The organism is Paracoccus aestuarii (assembly GCF_028553885.1).
Classification (GTDB): domain Bacteria; phylum Pseudomonadota; class Alphaproteobacteria; order Rhodobacterales; family Rhodobacteraceae; genus Paracoccus; species Paracoccus aestuarii.
The window spans coordinates 993,454-1,011,239 of record NZ_CP067169.1; the positions used below are offsets into that span (position 1 = coordinate 993,454).

Below are 17,786 nucleotides of genomic sequence, written 5' to 3' on the forward strand. Positions count from 1 at the left end.
CTGTATATCTGCGGCGCTTCGGCTCGCGTCGTGGAAAGAGGGTAACTGTCACCTCGACTGACCACGCGCCTGCATGCGATATCATCGAAAACGAGACCTTCGGTTCAAAGGCGCGGCTCAATCAAAATAACCTCGCGCTGAATGTCTTCTGCGCGCCTCAATGTGTCCAAAGTGCCTCCTTCACGAGTCGATCCCCCGTGTTCGATCACGAACACCAAAAAATTTGTCCGGCGCAGCAGTTCGCCAGCCTGCCCGATGTGGCCGTCGCAGATCGTTAGCATAGATCGATCCGCGATTTTCTTGATGTCCTCCTCTTCAATAGTGGTCTCGGCTGTCGCATCCGAAGGGTTTTCTGTAAAGAAAACCCGTTTGCCCTCGCTGCAGTGACCCGCGAAAGGGAATAGGAGCGAAGGGTTCGGCAGGCCGAGCGAGGCCCACGCCTCAATCGCCGCCCGGTCGGCGCCGGGGGCGTACCCGGTGACCATTGCTTCGACGCCTCGCTTCATCACGAGGTCCATGAAGCACTGGCGCAGCCGCTCCGTCACCGGCCCGATCCCGCCGAAACGCGTCAGGTCGCGGTGTCCCACGACGCCCACGACCGGACTGCCCGCCGCCCGCCAGTTCCAGAAGGCGTCGATCCGCGTCGTCTCGGGTAGCTTTCCGCGCAGTTCCTCGGCCACGAGATTGGCAAGCGCCAGCACCCGTTCCCCCGGCTGGCGGGGGAAGTCGAAGCGGATACGGGCGGGCGGCCGCTGTTTCCGGCGGTCGATGTGGGGCGCGAGGCACCTCATGACCGCCGGGACGAGGGTGGTCGCGGACGCAGGGTCATCGCGCGCGTTCAAGTGCAGGTGCAGTTCCGAGGCATCGACCCCCGCTGCCGCCCCTGACCCCGAAACATGGGCGATGCAGGTCTTCGCCGTGCCATCGACCGCAAGGAACACCGTCCGCACCCGGGCCGCCTTGTGGAGGACCTGCCCGGCAGCGGGTTTCTGGGAGAGCAGGACGCGGAGCATGACGAGGTCGTAGCGACGGGTCTCGGCATCGCCGAGGTCGAACCAGTCGTGCATGTTGTTGTGGCGGCGTCGCACGTCGTCGCGCAGGGCCCGGTCCGGGCGCGCAGTCGGCACGAACTGCGCCAGCGCGCGTTCCACGGTCCAGCGGTTGTGCTCGCAGAGTGCCGCGTCGCGGATCAGGACCGCGGTCCGGAGGTCCTCCTCGGCTAGCGTTGCTCCATCCTTCAGCCAGGCGCGCGCGTCCGCGCCCCGGTCGATCCGGTCGTAGGCGAGGATTTCGTCGACCCGGCGCAGGGTTTCGGCCAGGCCCTGTTCCGTCACGGGAACGCCGTCCCGGCGGATGGCGGCCACCGCGCCGAAATCCTCGATCTTCAAGACGGCGTGGCGGAACAGCGCCCGGTTCGCCTCGCGCTTGGTCTCGGGCAGAGCCGACCAGACTTCCGACAGGCGCCCGAACATCTCCTGCTCCGCCTTCCGGTACGCCTCATGCAGGATCTTCGGCACCGAGTCGGGATCCTCGGCCAGCAGGGCGGAACGGGCGATCACGCTGTCGATGGACCCGAACGTATGCGCGAGCCCGAGCGGACTCGCCGAAAGATCGGGCGCGTCTTCAACATGGCCAGTCGGAATGCGGACGTAGATCGGGGCCGGATCGACATGGCGCGCCATGACGGCGCGGTGCAGCACGACGCTGGCCCGCAGATTCAGTCCATCGTCGCCCATTGCGAAGACCCAGCCGGAGACACGTTCGCGCAGTCCGTCGAAACACAAATCGCGCGCGATGTCGATCGTTCCGGCGTCGCATTCCCGGAACTCCAGGTCGGGTCGCGCCCCGGTGTAGAGGGCGGCGCCGCCGGACTCGGCGAACCAGGCCGGCAGGCGCTTGCGCATCCGCGCCTCAACGGAGCCGATCTCGCGGTCGAGGAAGGTGATCTTCGGCGGCCCGAGGCCGGTGCGCCAGGCCGTGAGAAGCGCCTCGACCGCCACCGCCTCTCCCTGGCTGCCCCCGCCCACGATGACGAGGTGCATCCGCTCTGCACCGCTTTCGAGCGCAAAGCGGTCGAACCGCGCGTCGGCGATGAGGAGCCGCGCCGTCTCGTCGGCGACCGAGAACCAGCGGAGGCCGGGCGCGCCGAGGAACCCCGCGGCCGACGCCTCGGCCATCTGCGCCGCCACGGCGCTGTCGTTCAGGACCACGCGGATGTCCTTCGCCGGCTCTGGGATATGCTGCCGGACAGCGACCGCCGTGTCGATTGCGCGCAAGTCGTCGGGGTCGCTGACATAGATGCGCTCTGCCTTTGCCGCATAGGCGCGGTCCATTATCCGCGGATCAGAAGGATCGCCCTCGATCAGCAGCACGCCGTCCAGGCGCGCGCGCGCGGCAAGTTCGGGGGTCACGGTGCGATGTACGGCGGTGACGCGCCGGATGCCGCAATCTCGCTGCCAGAGCGCCGCGCCAATGGCCTGTCCTGAGGGACCGTAGCCAAGGATCACCGCGCAGGCCTTGCCCCGCAGGCGCAGCCAGCGGCGGATCCTTTGGCGAAGTTGCGGGAAGAAGGCCTTGAGGATCGCCCAGACCGCCGTGACGAAGGCACCAAAGCGGGCCACCTGCAGCGGGAGGTTTACGTCCTCGTCGGGTGCTTTGTCGAAGTTCAGGAAGAACAATTGCAGCGACTGATAGATCACTTCCGACCAATCTTCGCCGGGACCCAGATACTCGCGAAACCCGATGACGCCGAGGGTGAAGCTGACCAGTGCGAGCGCAATCAGAAGCACTCCGCTCCAATCGCGCGGCAGGCGGCGGCGAAGTGGGCGCTGGCTCATGGGGCGTCTCCCGTGTCGGTTTCGACCGCTTTCGCCTTGGCCAGCACGGCGGTGAGTTCATTCATAAGGGCCTGATGCGCTGCGGGTAGGCGAGCATGGTACGGGGTCAGCAAAGCAATGCCTTCGGAGGCGGCAGCGATGGCCTCGGTCACACGTCCTAGGGCGAACAGGCATCCGGAAAGGTTGTCGAGGCTCGCGGCCAAGTCCGGCTCGAATACTTCACGCCGTGCTTCGACGAGGCGACGGCGTATCCCTACGGCCTCCTCGCCCGCGGTCAGTGCCGCTTCCCCCTGCCCAAGCATGTAAAGTATGACACTCAGGTTGCTAAGAGATTTGGCCAGGAGCGGCTCGAATGCATCAGGTCGCGCGTCGGCGAGACGGCTGTAGATTGCCCTCGCCTCCTCACTCGCGGCCAGCGCGGCCTCCCGATGCCCGAGGTTGGAGTGCAGGTTGCCGAGGTTGCCCAAGCTTGATGCCAAATTCGGTTCGAAGGCGTCGGGCCACACTTTGCTGAGGCGGCGAGTGATAGCTACCGCTTCCTCACTCGCGGCCAGCGCCGCCTCCCGCCGCCCAAGTGCGAAGAGCTGGTCACCGAGGTTGTGCAGGCTCACGGCGAGGCTCGGCTCGAATTTGTCAGGTCGCGCTTCTGCGAGTCGGCGGTTGATCATCACCGCCTCCTCGGTCGCGGCCAGCGCGGCCTCCCACTGCCCAAGGTGCGAGAGCTGGGCACCGAGGTTGGTCAGGGTATGGGACAGGTTGGGTTCGAAGGCGTCGGGGCGCGCTTCGGCGAGGAGGCGGTTGATTGCCACCGCCTGCTGGATCGCGGCTAGAGCCGACTCACACCGTCCGAGGTCTGAGAGCTTTCTACTGAGGTCACCGAGGCTTCCGGCCAAGCCCGGCTTAAAGGCATCGGGTCGCGCTTCGGCGAGGCGACAGCGGATCGCCACAGCCTCCTCACTGGCGGCTAGCGCCGCCTCTAGCTGCCCCAGGTCGGAGAGCTGGCCACTGAGGTTGTGCAGGCTTGCTCCCAGGTACTGCTCGAAGGCTTCGGGTCGTGCTTCGGTGAGGCGGCGGCAGATCGCCAAGCCCTCCTCGGTTGCGGCTAGCGCCGCCTCCCGCCGGCCCAGTTCCCCCAGAGAGAAGCCCCCGTTGATGAGCAGAACGGCAAACGCGGCCTCATCCTCCTGCGACGCTCCGTTGCCGATGCGTTTGCGCATGTCCAATAGGCGCCGCTCCGCCACACGGTCGGCAAGCTCTGCAATCGCCACGCTCTGCTCTGGCAAGGCCTGAAAGATCGCCTCGATCATCTCCGCCGACACACGCGGCACGGCATCGGACAGCAGGCGCGGCAAGGGCCCCGGAGTCTCGACCGCGACGGCAATGAGGTCTGGCACTTCGTCCGGATACAGGGTGGCAAGCAGATCGGACAGGAACGCCTCGGCCTCGGCCGCCCTCACCCCGTGGTCCGGTCGAGCCGCGCGTTGCAGGACGGTGAAGAGTGTACGACGGCGCAGACTGCGGTCCTGTTCGGGCAGACTTGCGATCCAGGCGCGGCAGGCAGCTATCATGTCCTCGTCGCCCGACAGCAGAATCTCGTGCTCGCCGATCAGGTCGGGTTCCAGCGGCGCCACCCCGTCAGGCGCGGCACCGTAAAGGCGGCGCAGATCGTCGAGCGGCAGGTCCACCGGCGCGCGGACGCCGAAATGCCCATCGGCCTGCAACAGGCGCCGGAGTCCGCGCTGATCCGCCACCCCCCCGAGCGCGGTGACTTGGCTCATTCCACGGCGCATTGCCGTCTCACGCCGGTCGCCTGGGGCGAGGCCCTCGAGAACCTGGCGCCAGTGCCGCCGTTCGAGCCCGAGAATGCTCTCGAGGAGATCGGCGATCGCCCCCCCCGTCCTCGCCGCCGAGCGAGAGCAGCGCCTCCATCTGCAGCGCCAAGGGGCGGGCATAGGCTGAGTCCTGTGCCAGCCGCGCCCGGCGATCCGGCGCAACGGGCTGCTCGGACAGGGGCGGAAATCGCCCGGCTTCGGCCTGCTTTGCCAGCACCGGTTTGAGCGCATCGCGCATCGCGTCGAAGACCGCAAGGCGACACTCACCCGAGGGCAGCGGTTCGACAGCGATGACGTCGCCCTGAGGTGCCCCGCGCCGGTTGAAAACAACCTGAATCTCGGGTTCGGTACGGTAGATTTCCTGCCACCAGCCCGCGCCGCGGGACAACAGCACGATCCGCAGCTGAGGAAGGCCGGCCCGGTCGTGGCGCCGGGCCATGCGGGCAAGCTCGATCACCTCCGTGCCCCGGGCTTCGGCGTAATCGAGCACCATCATCGTGCCGGGTGTGTCTGTTGCCGCCATTGCCTGTTCCAGTGCGCGGTGGCGCAGCTTGGCGCGTGGCAGGTCGCCAATGATCGGGGTCGGCAGGAAGCCAGCCAGCCAGCCCTCGGCCCGCAGCCTGCGGACTGCCTCGATCATTGTGCGGGTCTTGCCGAGCCCGCCGGGCCCATGCAGGAGGCGGCCCGCTGTTGGCCTGGGGGTCTCGGCATGTGCCCCGGCGCCTCGGCACCAGTCCATCAGATCGGCGAGAATGCCGGTCGCGTCAACGAACTCCGACACTTCGAATGGCGCCTGCAGCAGCACCGAAGGCGTGACCATCGCGATATCCTGAGGCAAAGCACGATGTCTCGGATCGAAGAGATTCTCACCAAAATCCTCCGCGTAGGTGCTATAGGCCGGCGTCTGGCCTTGCGGTACCCGCCCCTCCCAAACCGTACGCATGGTCTTCAGGATGGGCCCCATATCGTCGATGTCCAGCGGGAGCATGTGGTTCTCTCGAAAATCCAGCGGCACCTCATCTACGGGGAAATCCGGCGCTCTCAGGTTAACAAGCCGCCCCAGCCGCAAAGCCGCCCTCACCTCGGCTCTTACGTAGTCGGAAGCGGCTGCCCCGGGGCTCCAGATCACCACGACGGCAGACGTGGTGCTGAGCGCCTCGCGTATCTGGGGCTCGTACCCGCCCCAGGCTTCCAGTTCGCGGTCCCACCAGACCCGGTAACCCTCTTCCTCCAACCGCTCCGCGAAAGAGCGGGTGAGGTCGCGGTGGCGAGAGGAATAGCTTATGAAAACATGACCCATTGCGCCCGTTCAGCTTACTGACTTTGGGACTAGTCTATCGGCTCCTCTCGATTTCGACCAAACCCTAAAACGTTGTCCATCCGCTCCGACCCTGTTGAAATTCTCCTTCCGACAGACTTCACACTATCAAGCTGCACAGGGCGGCGATCACCGACGCCCCCGCTTCCAGTCGTCGAGCCGTGCGTAGATCGTGACTGCGATGCCCCCGAGCGCAACGGCGATGAACAGGCGCGCATCGTGGCGCTGCTGGTCGAGCGTGTCTACATCGGCAAGGACGGACTCAACGTCGGACTCCGCGTCGACGGACTCAGCAGCCTCGCTTGCGAGATGCTGGCCGGTGGCATCGAGGCCGCAGCATGACCCGCGGGGCTTCGATCCCGGATACAGTGATGCTCCACGTCCCGTTCCGGATCGTGAAGCGTGGCGGGCGGAAGGAGATGCAGTTGCCGGACGGCGCCGCGCAACTGCGTCGCACGGACAGCACGCTCGTCAAAGCGCTAGCCCGCGCCTTCCGCTGGAAGCGGATGCTAGAGTCGGGCGAGTTCTCGTCGATTTCCGAGTTGGCCGAGAAGGAGGGCATAGCTTTTACCTACATGGCAAGGCTTATGCGCCTGTCGTTGCTGTCCCCGACAATCGTCGATGCCATCATGATTGGCGGTCAGCCGACGGGGCTTACTCTGGCAAAGCTGATGGAACCTTTCCCGCAGGATTGGAGTAAGCAACACTCACAATGGATCAACGAAGGGTCAAGGTCTTCGCGAATGAAAAGCACGCCCAGATGAGACCCATCATCATCCGACATCGGCGGCATCATTGCGAATTGCTTGCGCGCAAATGCGCAGCTATTCAGATGAGGCCCAGCACCACACCAACTAATTCAGCAACCTGCTAGGGTGCGACCAAACGGCAGCACCGTGTGCCACCAGAAACGCCAGCTGACCACATGTGGGTGCATAGTGCGAGAAACGCGCGAGCGATGCTGTCCTAGCGTGGCAACAGCGCATCCCGGATCTCATCGTGGCTTAGGGCAGAAAGAGTTTGTTTCCAGTTGCATCTTCCACAACGCCCCTGATGTCGAAATGTCGAGGCTGCACCAGAAAATCATACTTAGTTTCAGTTACCTACATGCTTTGCACCAAACTAGGGCAGTCGAGAGGTTCGTAGAATATCGGCCCCGAGAGAACGCGGATGCGTCCTTCGGGGCGTGGGCCGGTGCTCAGCCCTTGCCGCATAACCCCCGAAAACAACGGAAAAATCCGGCCGCAGCCGGATCGGGAGAACGCTTTTGCGGGGGCAAGTGGCGGAGCAAGTGGGATTCGAACCCACGGAACTGTTTCCAGTTCGACCGATTTCAAGTCGGTTGCCTTAGACCTCTCGGCCACTGCTCCAAGGTCAATAATAGCCGTCGTCCAAGACAATTCCAAGGGATTTGAGGTGGTTCCCGAAAACGGGACACTGACGTAACCTGAACAGAAATCCCGTTCGTGTCGCCGACCCTGACGCCTCTGCGCGCCGGCGCGTTGGCGCCGGGATAAACGTCGTGTGCGGCGAAGGTTCCGACGCCCTTGCCGTTCGTATAAGTGCCGCTTTCTACTTGTTTAAGGATCGAATTGGTCATCTGTTCTGATCTCCTCTCAGATCGTCTTTATGAGTGATGCTGTAGCTCATCTCGATCTGAGCGCCGGTGCGTTCGCCAGAAAGGACGGAGGGCACGGCGCCTGTAAGGTCGAGGTTCGAGAAAGAATTGGCGAGCTGAATTTCGATCAGCCGAGAAGCGTCATCAGCGGCGGCCATGGCCGTCTCGCCGTCGCCGGAATCGATGGCCATCACCACCACGGTGATGCTCATATTACGCCTGATCGGAATGCCTGATCGGGCCTCGCCGTTTCGCGAGATCTTCTCGATATTTTCGGGTTGAGAGTAGACGACCGCAGCCAGGGTGGCGCTGGCAGGGATGTCACGCGCGAGGCTTGACGCGACATACGCGTGCGCGGGCAGCGCTTCGCGGATCTGACTCTTAATTTCGCGCCGAAGCGCCTCGCGCGGATGCATATGTCGGTCTCCTTTCCTTCAGGAAGGATACCGGGCAGGATCAATGCAGCTTGTGGAGTTGTTTGAAACACTTAGGTGGGAAGATGACAGACGATGAAAGGGTCGTGTCGGGGAGTTGGTGGAAATTTGAGGGCGGCGTAATCTCCGGGTGAACTGACACCCACCCAACCGGCGGCGGCAACCGCCAGGGAGATCACGCCATGAACCAGATTACCGACACCGCGAGCTTTGCGCTACTGGCCGGAGAGGCCGGTTTCGATCCGATCGAGGAGCGGCTGCGGAGCCACGTCCGCGCGACCATCGAAGCCGTTTTCGAAGAAGAACTCGCGAGCTTTCTCGGCCGCCTTCGTTACGACCGGAGCGGCGGCTCGGCGAAAGGGTATCGCCACGGGCACCGGGAGCGGCAACTCACTGGCACCTTCGGTACCGAGACAGTGCGGGTGCCGCGCGCCCGGATTGAGGATGATGCTGGCAAGGTGACGGAGTGGCGCTCGAAGGCGCTGCCCCGTTACCAGCGGCTGACGAAGAAGGCCGAGGCCCTGATCGCGGCAGTCTACCTCTCCGGAACCAACACGCGCCGGGTCAAGCGGGCGCTGTTCGGGCTTTTCGAGGGCGCGGTCAGCAAGGACGTGGTCAGCCGCGCCTGGCGCAAGGTCAAGGTGGACTGGGACGCCTGGTGTGCGCGCAGTCTGGCCGATGAAGACATTGTCCGCCTGATCCTCGACGGCACCGTGATCAAGACCCGACTGGACCGGAAAGCCACGAACATTTCTGTTCTGGCCGCCATCGGTGTGCGCCGCGACGGACAGAAGGTGCTGTTATCCATCAGGAACATGGGTGGCGAGAGCACGGCCGCCTGGCGTCAGTTCCTGGATGACCTTGATGCCCGCGGTTTGAAGTGGCCTGAATTCGTGATCGTTGACGGTGCCCCGGGGTTGGAGGCCGCGCTCGTGGCGCTGTGGGGCGAGGACCTGCCGATCCAGCGCTGCACGGTTCACAAGCACCGCAACCTCCTGGCCCACGCGCCGAAGCACCTCCAAGACGAGTTGACCGAGGACTACCGCGACATGATTTACGCCGACACCGCCGCCGGGATTGAGACGCGCCGCAAGGCCTTCCTCCGCAAATGGCGCCTGAAGTGCCGAGCGGTGGCCGACAGCCTGGAGGAAGCAGGCGACCGGCTCTTCACCTTCACACGGCTCGACCCCTCGCAATGGAAATCGGCCCGGACCACCAACGCCATCGAGCGCCTGAACGGGGAGTTCCGCCGCCGCATCAAGACCCAGACCGTGCTGCCCTCCGCAGAGACCGTGCCCATGCTGCTCTGGGCGCTGCTCGCCTCCGGCCAGATCCAGATGCGCAAGGTCGATGGCTGGGAAACCCTCTCTCAGCCCCTCGAGCCCATGCCCCTTGACCTCGCCGCCTAACAGGCCGAAGCTTCACATGCTCGGAGCACGCTGCCAGGGAGTTTCCACAGCATTCGCGACACGACCGATGAAAGTCGCTTTGGCGACTACAGTGACCTAAAGCGAGTTGAGGATGAGCTTAATTTACTTCCCTTGAAGCTAGTAAGCTTACCCGATAATGCCGAATTCCAACGGCATTATATACTTGCTGCTATAAGAAGAACGAATTCAATATCACTTGCATTCAAGCAGGCTATCGGATCCAGAAACGGACAGATGGCTGTGACGTTAATCAGGCTCAATCTAGGTGTTCAGTCCCGGCATCTGGTGGATCGGATTGACGATGAATCTGTCTGGCTCTGAAGTCCAGACCTTGCAGATGTATTCGTAGGGTGTGACACCGCTCAGCGTCTTGAGCCTGCGTGCGAAATTGTAGGCGGCGATGAAATCGGCGAGGTGCGTGCGCAGCTGGCTGTGGCTGTCGTAGTGGTAGCGCTTGACGGTCGCGTCCTTGATCGTCCTGTTCATCCGCTCGACTTGGCCATTCGTCCACGGGTGGTTGGGCTTGGTCAGCCGATGCTCGATCCCGTTTGCCTCGCAAATCATGTCGAACCGCATTTGCCGAGAGTAAGGAGTGTTACGGTTTCGAGGCTGCTCTGCGAACTGGATGCCATTATCGGTCAGGATCGTGTGGATGCGGTAGGGCACGACGTCCAGAAGGTGCTCCAGGAACTCCCAAGCGGTTTTCCTGTTGGCCTTTTCCGCCAATTGAACGACAGCAAATTTGCTGGTGCGATCAATGGCTACGAAGAGGAAGAGCTTGCCTTCGGCCGTCTGCACCTCGGCGATGTCGATATGGAAGAAACCTATCGGGTAGCGCTTGAACTTCGCACGCTTGGGCTTGTCCCCGCCCACGTCCGGCAGTCGCGAAATGCCATTCCGCTGCAGGCATCGGTGCAGCGCCGAGCGCGTCAGATGTGGGATAGAGGGCTGAAGAGCGTAGAGGCAGTCGTCCAACGGCAGCAGCGTATGGCGCCGAAACGCGACGATTGTTGCTTCCTCGGCCTCACTCAAGACCGTGGAGCGTGGCTCCTTCGGCCCAGTCTTACGGTCCTCAACTGTCTCGCGCTTGCGCCACTTCGCGACAGTCTTTGGGTTGATGCCGAGCTCCCGGCTCAGCTGCGCGAGCGAAGCTTGCGATCGCTGTATTGCAGCTCTGACAGCGTGCGTGGTCGTGGCGCTCCCGTGACGAACTTGTCCCATAATGCTTCCTTCCATTCCTGCGAAAGGATTGCACCATCAAACCATGGGATCAAACACCTAGATACAACAGCTCGTTTCTATGCGCTGTATTGGGCCGACGACACGGACGGGATGACAGCTGAGACATTTTGCAGAGAGGTTTATTTTGGAAAGCAAATTAACAAATTCAAATTTCAAGGTAGTGATAAGTTTGCGACTGATCGATGGCTTATTAAAAAGATAGAAGGCCATGGAAGATGGGTGCAGTCAGTCTATACGAACACTTCTGGAGCCATACACTTTTCAGATTTTCACATTAAGCAGATGCTCGGACAGGCAACGTCAACTGAAATGACGGTCGACGGTGCATTAAAGCTCGAAGGTGTAACAATGAACCCGGTCGACAATGACACTGATCCGGAACGATACAGGGAACTTCAACAAGCTTACGTTCATATAACAATGATTTTGGCGAACGCGATCGAGCACTGGTGCGACACTTACCGTGAAACTTCAGCTGGTCAGAGGTGACCTTGATATGTGAATTCGTTCAGTCGAAGCCCTATCGGCCACCTTCGCACTGACCATCGCCGTCTCGTCATCACGGATGTCATCCAACCCTAGAGCCTTCCCGTCTTTCACGAAAGTAGCGCCGACAAGCTCGCCCTCGAGATCGCGCAGCCCCGCAAAAATCAGCTGGTCGCGCCGGAAAGAGATCGTCGGCGCGGACCAGGAATATTCGCTGTCTCCGTCAACGCTGAAAACTTGGCGGCCTGGGCGGTAGATCATATGAAGGCGGATCTGGCGACCGTCCGCGAGCGTCAGAATTCCGATCTCGGCCCAGACGCCCGCGAAGGCTCGACCCATCGCGGCATACATGGCTTGAACATCGGCGCGCATGATCGTCTCCGTTCTTCATGAAGAAGGCGGCCGGGATGAGCCGACCGCCTATGGTTTATCAGACCTCTGACTATCACTCGACCGTCACATAGGTCTGCATCGCGTAGACCGTCTGCCCATTGACCGTGACCCAGCCGTCGATCTGGAGCCCGCCAGACTCTTGAGGCGTGAACGATCTGGAAGTGCCTGAACCCATCAGCAAATCGGTAACATCGATCCCATTCAGGACGGCGGTGATCGACTCGAAATCGCCGAAATTGACTGAATTTCCGGTTTCGTTGTCGATCAGCATGCCAGCGATCGTGATTTCCTGGCCTACAGTCGCGGGATGACGGGGGCAGCCGGTCCAGCATGTCGCGCAAGGCCACAACATGATGCTGCCGCATTTTCCGGAGATCCGAGACGCCGGTGGCTTCTTCGATAAGCGCGGCCGTTTTGATAATCGCGTCGCAGGTTTCTCTGTTTGCCAGCCCATCGCGCAGTAGTTCGCGCACCAGACGGTCGGCGGCTGCACGGATCATGGGGTCGGTGTGGCTGGGCTTTTCTTCGTCTTCCAGAACAGGCGCTGCCATAGGCTGCGCGAAGACGGGCGCCGGGCCGGTCAAAGACGCCCGCATAGCAGCGATCGCGTCTTCTTTGCTGATTTTCAGGTTGATCATATCGTCCCACACCCCTTCGCTGGCAGCTGTTAAAGCGACGGCAAGGCGGCGGGCGGCTGTCGGACTATCCGTATTCAATGCAAGCTGGACGACCAGCCCCCCAGCTTTGCGTCTCCAACTGTAATAGCGACCGCGGCGGATGAGGTGTGTTGCGATAGGGATAGAGCGTCCTCATTTCGAGGGCCCCACGTGTCACCTGGGTGACATCACCTATTCTGCCAAATTGGTGTCATCCCGTTAGGGAAACACATTACTGAAATCATTATAAATTCAGTTGTTTATGGCTCCGGCGGTAGGGATCGAACCTACGACCAATTGATTAACAGTCAACTGCTCTACCGCTGAGCTACGCCGGAACACGGGGCGGATATAGCAACCTGCTTCGGGGGCGTCCAGTGGCGGAAGGGGTTTTTTTGTCAGCCGGGTGAAAAAACTGTGTCGGGTCCGATTTCGTCAGGGAAATCAACGGCACCCAGCTGGGACAGGGCGATCAGATGGGCCAGAACGTTGCGCGTCGCGGCCGGCAGCAGCGGCGCGGGGATGTCGTAGATGCGGCGGGCCAGCGCCTCGGCGGAATCGGGGCGCTCGCGCAGGTCGGCCAGGATCTGGGCGCTGCGGGCGCGGCGATGGGCGGCAAGCTCGGCCAGGCGCGGCAGGGGCGCCTCGATCGCGGGGCCATGGGTCGGCAGCAGGCGGCGCGGCGCCAAGGCGGCCAGCCGGTCCAGGGACCGCATGTAATCCGCCAGGTCCCCGTCCGGGGGCGAGATCAGCGTCGAGGACCAGCCCATCACCAGATCGCCGCAAAAGACCTGGTCCCCCCATTCGAAACACAGATGACCGGCGGCATGGCCCGGCATGTGCAGGGCCCGCAGGCTCCAATCGGTGCCGGTGACCACCTCGCCGTCGCGCAGGGTGCGGTCGGGGGTGAAATCCTCGTCCAGCCCCTCGCCCCCGGCGACGGCCTCGGCCAGGCGCGCCATGATCGGGGACCGGCCGTCGCGCGCGCGGCCGAAGGCCAGGACCTGCGCGCCGGTCAGCCGCGCCAGCCGCCAAGCCCCCGCGCTGTGGTCGCGATGGGCATGGGTCACCAGGATATGGCCGATGCGCCCCTGCCCGGCCCGGGCCACGGCCTCGATATGGGCGGGATCGTCGGGGCCGGGGTCGATCACCGCGACATCCGCCCTGCCGATCAGGAAGGTGGTGGTGCCCGGCCCGGTCAAGGCCGAGGGGTTCGGCGCCAGGATCCGCCGGGGCTCTTTCACGCAGATGCTCATGGCGCTAGCCTAGCGCGACAGATCGGAGGCCGCCATGTCCAACCATCCCGAAGGCGCCATCGCGCGCAAGCTGGTGCCGCGCGGTCTCTACGCGCGGGCGGCGCTGATCCTGTTCCTGCCGGTGGTCGTCGTGACGCTGGTCGTCAGCGTCATGTTCCTGCAGCGCCATTTCGAGGGCGTCACCCGCCAGATGACCACCAGCATGTCGCATGAGGTGGCCTTCGTCGCCAAGCTGGTCGATGCCGCCCCCGACATGGCGGCGGCGCGGCGCGCGGGCGTGTCCGTGGCCCGCCCGCTGGAGCTGGACCTGGCCTTGCCCGCGCCGGTGCCGCCGGGCGATCAGCGGCTGTTCTACGATTTCTCCGGCCGGGTGGTGATCGAGGTGCTGCGCGACGCGCTGCCCCAGGTGCTGGCCATCGACCTGGCCACCGACGACAAGCGCGTCGCGGTGGCGCTGGACGGCCCCTTCGGCCCCTATCAGCTCAGCTTCGAGCGGCGGCGGGTCAGCGCCTCCAACCCGCATCAGCTGCTGGTCCTGATGATCGCGACATCCCTGCTGATGAGCGGCATCGCCACAATCTTTCTGCGCAACCAGCTGCGGCCGATCCGCCGCCTTGCCCATGCGGCCGAGGAATACGGCAAGGGCCGGATCCTGCCCTACCGCCCCTCGGGCGCGGTCGAGATCCGCAGCGCGGGCACCGCCTTTCTGGACATGCGCAACCGGCTGGAACGCCAGAACGAACAGCGCAAGGTGATGATCTCGGGGATCAGCCACGACCTGCGCACGCCCCTGACGCGGCTGAGGCTGGGCCTGTCGATGATGGGCCCCGACATGCCCCCCGAGCCTGAGGATATCGCCGCGCTGGAAGCCGACATCGCCGAGATGAACCGCATGGTGGACGGCTTCCTGGACTATGCCCGCGAGGATGCGCGCGAGGTTCCGGCCGAGACCCTGCCGGCCTGCGATTTCCTGGATTCCGTGATCGCCGATGCGCAGCGTGCAGGCCAGCAGGCCCGTTTCGTCCAGTTCGAGGGCGACAGGCGCGGGGTCGCGACCTTCCGCCCCGCCATGCTGCGCCGCGCCTTGGAGAACCTGATCGGCAATGCCGTCCGCTATGGCAGCCGGGCCGAGCTGGACGCGGCCTTGGGCCCCCGCAGCCTGCGCATCGGGATCGAGGATGACGGCCCCGGCATCCCCGAGGACAGCCTGGACGCCGCCATGCGCCCCTTCACCCGCCTGGACCCGTCCCGCAGGCGCAGCAGCGCCCAGGGGGCGGGGCTGGGCCTGGCCATCGCGGCCGATGTGGCGCGCGCCCATGGCGGCCAGCTGCGGCTTGGCCGCGGGCCGCGCTTGGGCGGGCTGAGGGCGGAAATCGTCATCCCCCGCTGATCGCAAGGGGTGGTGCGGGGGCAGGGCGGAAAAGACGCAAAGCCCTCTTGCAACTCGCTGCCGCTGGCGCTAGAAGCCAGCGCGACGGGTGATTAGCTCAGTGGTAGAGCGCTTCGTTCACATCGAAGATGTCGGGGGTTCAAATCCCTCATCACCCACCATTTCCTCTAAAGTCAAAGACTTAGATGCTGCTGCTCCGCTGGTGCGCCACATTGGTGAGCCACAGCATGCGTTTAGCTGCCTATTTGAGTCGGTCCCGGCACGGGGTCTTTTACTTCCGCTGGCCCATCCCGGCCTCCCTTCATCCTGACCAGAAGCGCAGTCACGTACTTCTGTCGCTGCGGACACGTTGGCCTCGCACCTAAGACAGCAAGTCAGAAGCAGGAAGTTCTGGCACTGCTAGGCGAGATCACCGAACAGAAGCCGTTTGCTGACTTGACCAAGGCCGATGCACGCCAAGTCAAGGACGTGCTAACACGGTATCCGCAGAACCGGCAGAAGAAGGCATCCTGTACCGCACGTCGCGAACCCATCGCGGCTAGCTTGTCGGAAAGGGCCGTGAAGCGCCGCGGCTCTCTGTGCTGCTGTTGCATGCTCGTATGGCTCTCGGAGGCTCTGGCCGAGCCGTACAGCGGCCTTTTCGGGCGGGGTTGAGCATGGCAGGAAGAACCCGGCGATGGCGATCATGCGCGCCGCACGGCAGCTCTGGGCACAGGTGCCGCTCATGCTGCCCGCTGCCTACTCTTGCCGTACGTGCCGCGGGACGAACTGGCGATCAACCCCGCCCCCACGGCCGCGTCCAAGCTGATCCGCACCACCCGTTCCGAGGGCAGATTAATCCCAAGGCGGAACGCCGCAGCCATGATCTGCGGCACGGTGAGTTCCTGCCAACCGTGATCTGCGCCGAGGTCCACAACCTCTGCGAACTGGATTGCCCGCTGTGCTCCGGGGAAGCGCTTCCTGCTGCCGTTCGATCTGCCGGGCATGATGATAACTTTGTGGCTGGGAGGATGTTCGGCAGAACATAGACCGGCTGACACACGTGGTTGCTCAGGCAGGACGCGCCGTCTGCCGGTCCATGTTCCGATGCCTTGCCTCGCTGCATGGGTGAGCACTGTGCTCAAGACTGCCCCAACATCCTGCGGCCTGTCGCTTCTGGATGTCAGGAAGGCTGCCGCCCCAGGCGTCATCTCTCGCACGTCAACCCACCCGAACCGCATGCACAGCATCTCGGCTGCACGGTCGAATAGCATCTGGTACGCAGGAGTGCGCCGGGCGAGTTCGCCCAAGGTCTTATATAGCCCTATGCAGCGGGCAAGGCTGAACGGGAGGCTTTGCAGTACCTCCCGGATTTTCCCCGACCGCAGTGGGGTACGTGTCAGCGCGGTCAAATAGGCCGGGGAATACCAAGGTTCGATTGCGTTATCTGGCAAAGCGATGCGGAGAGCCTGCTTCATTCGGGAAGATTGATATCGGAACTCCCATTTAGGCTCCAGACTCATTAAGTTTCACAGCCAGAACAAGACGGTTGCGGCGAGCATGATCGCTGAGAAGAACGTTTCCGGGCAGCGGTCATAACGGGTTGCGACGCGCCTCCAGTCCTTCAGACGTCCGAACATGATTTCGATGCGGTTACGCCTTTTGTAACGCCGCTTGTCGTATTTGACGACCTTCTTGCGGGACCTCCGTCCGGGGATGCAAACCTTTATCCCCTTGTCTTTCAAAGCGTCTCTGAACCAGTCAGCATCGTAGCCCCTGTCGGCCAGAAGCCACTCAGCCTTCGGCAGGCTGCCCAGCAGCGCCGCCGCGCCGGTGTAATCGCTAACCTGGCCGGCCGACATGAAGAACCCGATCGGCCGCCCCTTCGCATCGGCGACAGCGTGCAACTTGGTGTTCATACCGCCTTTGGTGCGCCCGATCTGGCGCCCGCGCCCCCCTTTTTCACCCCAAGGCTCGAGGCCGTGCGGTGTGCCGTGAGATAGGTCGCGTCATTCATGATCGTCTTGTGCTCGGCGCTCTCGGCGGCAAGGCCGACAATGATCCGGGCAAAAACCCCGTTATCGCTCCAGCGCTTCCAGCGGTTGTAGAGGGTTTTGGCCGGGCCGTATTCCTTCGGCGCGTCACACCACCGCAACCCATTACGATTGATGAAAATTATGCCGCTGAGAACGCGACGATCATCGACCCGGGGCTTGCCATGGCTCTTGGGAAAGAACGGTTTCAGACGCTCCATTTGGGCGTCGCTCAGCCAGTAAAGATTACTCATCGATCAGGTCTCCTTGAGGAGCCTGAATCATGCAAAGACCGTAAGATCAATGGGTCTGGAGCCTAGAGAGGGCCGTTATAGTGAAGCTATCGAGCACCTCAGAAAAGCCATTAGTTATAAAGAGGGTGCACCAACTCTTCACGCCCAACTTGGAGATTTGTATCTAAGCACTGATGAACTGGATCTTGCCGAGCACCACCTGAAGCACTCCATTAGCCTCGCGAAGCAACCTTGGCCGTTGGTTCGACTCAGTTATGTATACGCAAAGCGAGGAGATTTTACTAACTCTGTAGCTGCAGTGAAGCAAGCTATCTCACTTAGCCCTCATCGGCCTGAGTACTACGTACGGCTAGGGGAGTGGTTTATACGAGCCGGAGACCTTGAAGCCGCAGCTAACGCTATGGAGAAGGCAATCGAAATCAAGCCTGATGCTGTAACCGCTCCGAAACGACTAGCAAGGATCAAAGCGATGATAATGCAGAGTCAGTCGTGAGTGCCGCAACAAATGCTCATCAAGGAGGGTCTTGCAGTCGCGCCATCAAAGTGCGACACGAGAGTGAGGCACAACAACAACCCGCGCACATAGCAACGCCAACAAGATCAAGGCTTTAAGAGGATGGTGGGTAAT

The 17,786-nt window shown here is 62.7% G+C and carries 15 protein-coding genes, 3 tRNA genes and 1 pseudogene; 7 read left to right on the forward strand and 12 right to left on the reverse strand.

The window, feature by feature from the left end:
* Positions 1-104: 104 nt before the first annotated feature.
* From JHW48_RS05130 to JHW48_RS05140, 3 genes are read right to left on the reverse strand one after another with little or no spacing between them, the layout of a single operon-like run.
* On the reverse strand, positions 105-2,837 hold the full coding sequence (locus tag JHW48_RS05130) for an NAD-binding protein (protein ID WP_119884694.1): 2,733 nt from the start codon (positions 2,835-2,837) through the stop codon (positions 105-107).
* Complete coding sequence (locus JHW48_RS05135; RefSeq protein ID WP_170152197.1) at positions 2,834-4,615, reverse strand: tetratricopeptide repeat protein; 1,782 nt, start codon at positions 4,613-4,615, stop codon at positions 2,834-2,836. The genes JHW48_RS05130 and JHW48_RS05135 overlap by 4 nt, the downstream gene beginning before the upstream one ends.
* 19 nt (positions 4,616-4,634) lie before the next feature.
* A complete protein-coding gene (locus tag JHW48_RS05140) occupies positions 4,635-5,969 on the reverse strand; it encodes a toll/interleukin-1 receptor domain-containing protein (protein WP_119884692.1) in 1,335 nt (444 codons plus the stop codon).
* A gap of 222 nt (positions 5,970-6,191) precedes the next feature.
* Between JHW48_RS05140 and JHW48_RS05145 the strand changes: the two are divergent.
* A pseudogene (locus JHW48_RS05145) lies at positions 6,192-6,329 on the forward strand (recombinase family protein); the annotation flags it as partial.
* Complete coding sequence (locus JHW48_RS05150) at positions 6,326-6,751, forward strand: hypothetical protein (RefSeq protein WP_119884691.1); 426 nt, start codon at positions 6,326-6,328, stop codon at positions 6,749-6,751. The pseudogene JHW48_RS05145 and the gene JHW48_RS05150, both read left to right, overlap by 4 nt.
* Positions 6,752-7,267: 516 nt before the next feature.
* Here the strand turns inward: JHW48_RS05150 and JHW48_RS05155 are convergent.
* Positions 7,268-7,357 (reverse strand) — tRNA-Ser (locus tag JHW48_RS05155).
* A 226-nt stretch (positions 7,358-7,583) separates the two neighbouring features.
* Positions 7,584-8,021, reverse strand: a complete 438-nt coding sequence (locus JHW48_RS05160; protein WP_119884690.1) for a hypothetical protein — start codon at positions 8,019-8,021, stop codon at positions 7,584-7,586.
* Between the two features lie 200 nt (positions 8,022-8,221).
* Between JHW48_RS05160 and JHW48_RS05165 the strand changes: the two genes are divergently transcribed.
* Entirely contained in the window at positions 8,222-9,448 is a 1,227-nt protein-coding gene (locus JHW48_RS05165; RefSeq protein WP_076611693.1) for an IS256-like element ISPaes3 family transposase, read from the forward strand.
* 282 nt (positions 9,449-9,730) lie between these two features.
* Here the strand turns inward: JHW48_RS05165 and JHW48_RS05170 are convergent, their stop codons facing one another.
* On the reverse strand, positions 9,731-10,690 hold the full coding sequence (locus tag JHW48_RS05170) for an IS481 family transposase (RefSeq protein WP_272835848.1): 960 nt from the start codon (positions 10,688-10,690) through the stop codon (positions 9,731-9,733).
* 111 nt (positions 10,691-10,801) lie between these two features.
* Between JHW48_RS05170 and JHW48_RS05175 the strand changes: the two genes are divergently transcribed.
* A complete protein-coding gene (locus JHW48_RS05175) occupies positions 10,802-11,200 on the forward strand; it encodes a hypothetical protein (protein ID WP_272835795.1) in 399 nt (132 codons plus the stop codon).
* Here the strand turns inward: JHW48_RS05175 and JHW48_RS05180 are convergent.
* From JHW48_RS05180 to JHW48_RS05195, 4 genes are all read right to left on the reverse strand, one after another.
* Positions 11,183-11,569, reverse strand: coding sequence for a hypothetical protein (locus JHW48_RS05180; protein ID WP_119887755.1), 387 nt, complete (start codon positions 11,567-11,569; stop codon positions 11,183-11,185). The genes JHW48_RS05175 and JHW48_RS05180 overlap by 18 nt on opposite strands.
* A 73-nt stretch (positions 11,570-11,642) precedes the next feature.
* Complete coding sequence (locus JHW48_RS05185; RefSeq protein WP_119887754.1) at positions 11,643-11,861, reverse strand: hypothetical protein; 219 nt, start codon at positions 11,859-11,861, stop codon at positions 11,643-11,645.
* 648 nt (positions 11,862-12,509) lie between these two features.
* A tRNA-Asn gene (locus tag JHW48_RS05190) sits at positions 12,510-12,584 on the reverse strand.
* 60 nt (positions 12,585-12,644) lie between these two features.
* Entirely contained in the window at positions 12,645-13,502 is an 858-nt protein-coding gene (locus tag JHW48_RS05195) for an MBL fold metallo-hydrolase (RefSeq protein WP_119887753.1), read from the reverse strand.
* Positions 13,503-13,536: 34 nt separating this feature from the next.
* Between JHW48_RS05195 and JHW48_RS05200 the strand changes: the two genes are divergently transcribed.
* Complete coding sequence (locus JHW48_RS05200) at positions 13,537-14,892, forward strand: ATP-binding protein (RefSeq protein WP_119887752.1); 1,356 nt, start codon at positions 13,537-13,539, stop codon at positions 14,890-14,892.
* Positions 14,893-14,978: 86 nt separating this feature from the next.
* A tRNA-Val gene (locus JHW48_RS05205) sits at positions 14,979-15,053 on the forward strand.
* 561 nt (positions 15,054-15,614) lie between these two features.
* On the opposite strand, the gene JHW48_RS05210 is transcribed toward JHW48_RS05205, so the two are convergent.
* Together JHW48_RS05210 and JHW48_RS05215 are read right to left on the reverse strand one after the other, a co-directional pair.
* Complete coding sequence (locus tag JHW48_RS05210) at positions 15,615-15,878, reverse strand: hypothetical protein (RefSeq protein ID WP_119887750.1); 264 nt, start codon at positions 15,876-15,878, stop codon at positions 15,615-15,617.
* A gap of 522 nt (positions 15,879-16,400) precedes the next feature.
* Positions 16,401-17,158, reverse strand: a protein-coding gene (locus JHW48_RS05215) for an IS5-like element ISPaes2 family transposase (RefSeq protein ID WP_119887976.1) whose coding sequence is annotated in 2 segments (ribosomal slippage) — positions 16,401-16,834 and positions 16,834-17,158 — 759 coding nt in all. Because the reading frame shifts where the segments join, the coding sequence is not laid out codon by codon here.
* 49 nt (positions 17,159-17,207) lie between these two features.
* On the opposite strand from JHW48_RS05215, the gene JHW48_RS18645 reads away from it, so the two are divergent.
* Positions 17,208-17,651: a tetratricopeptide repeat protein gene (locus tag JHW48_RS18645; RefSeq protein ID WP_119887969.1), complete on the forward strand. Its 444-nt coding sequence runs from the start codon at positions 17,208-17,210 to the stop codon at positions 17,649-17,651.
* Positions 17,652-17,786: the final 135 nt, after the last annotated feature.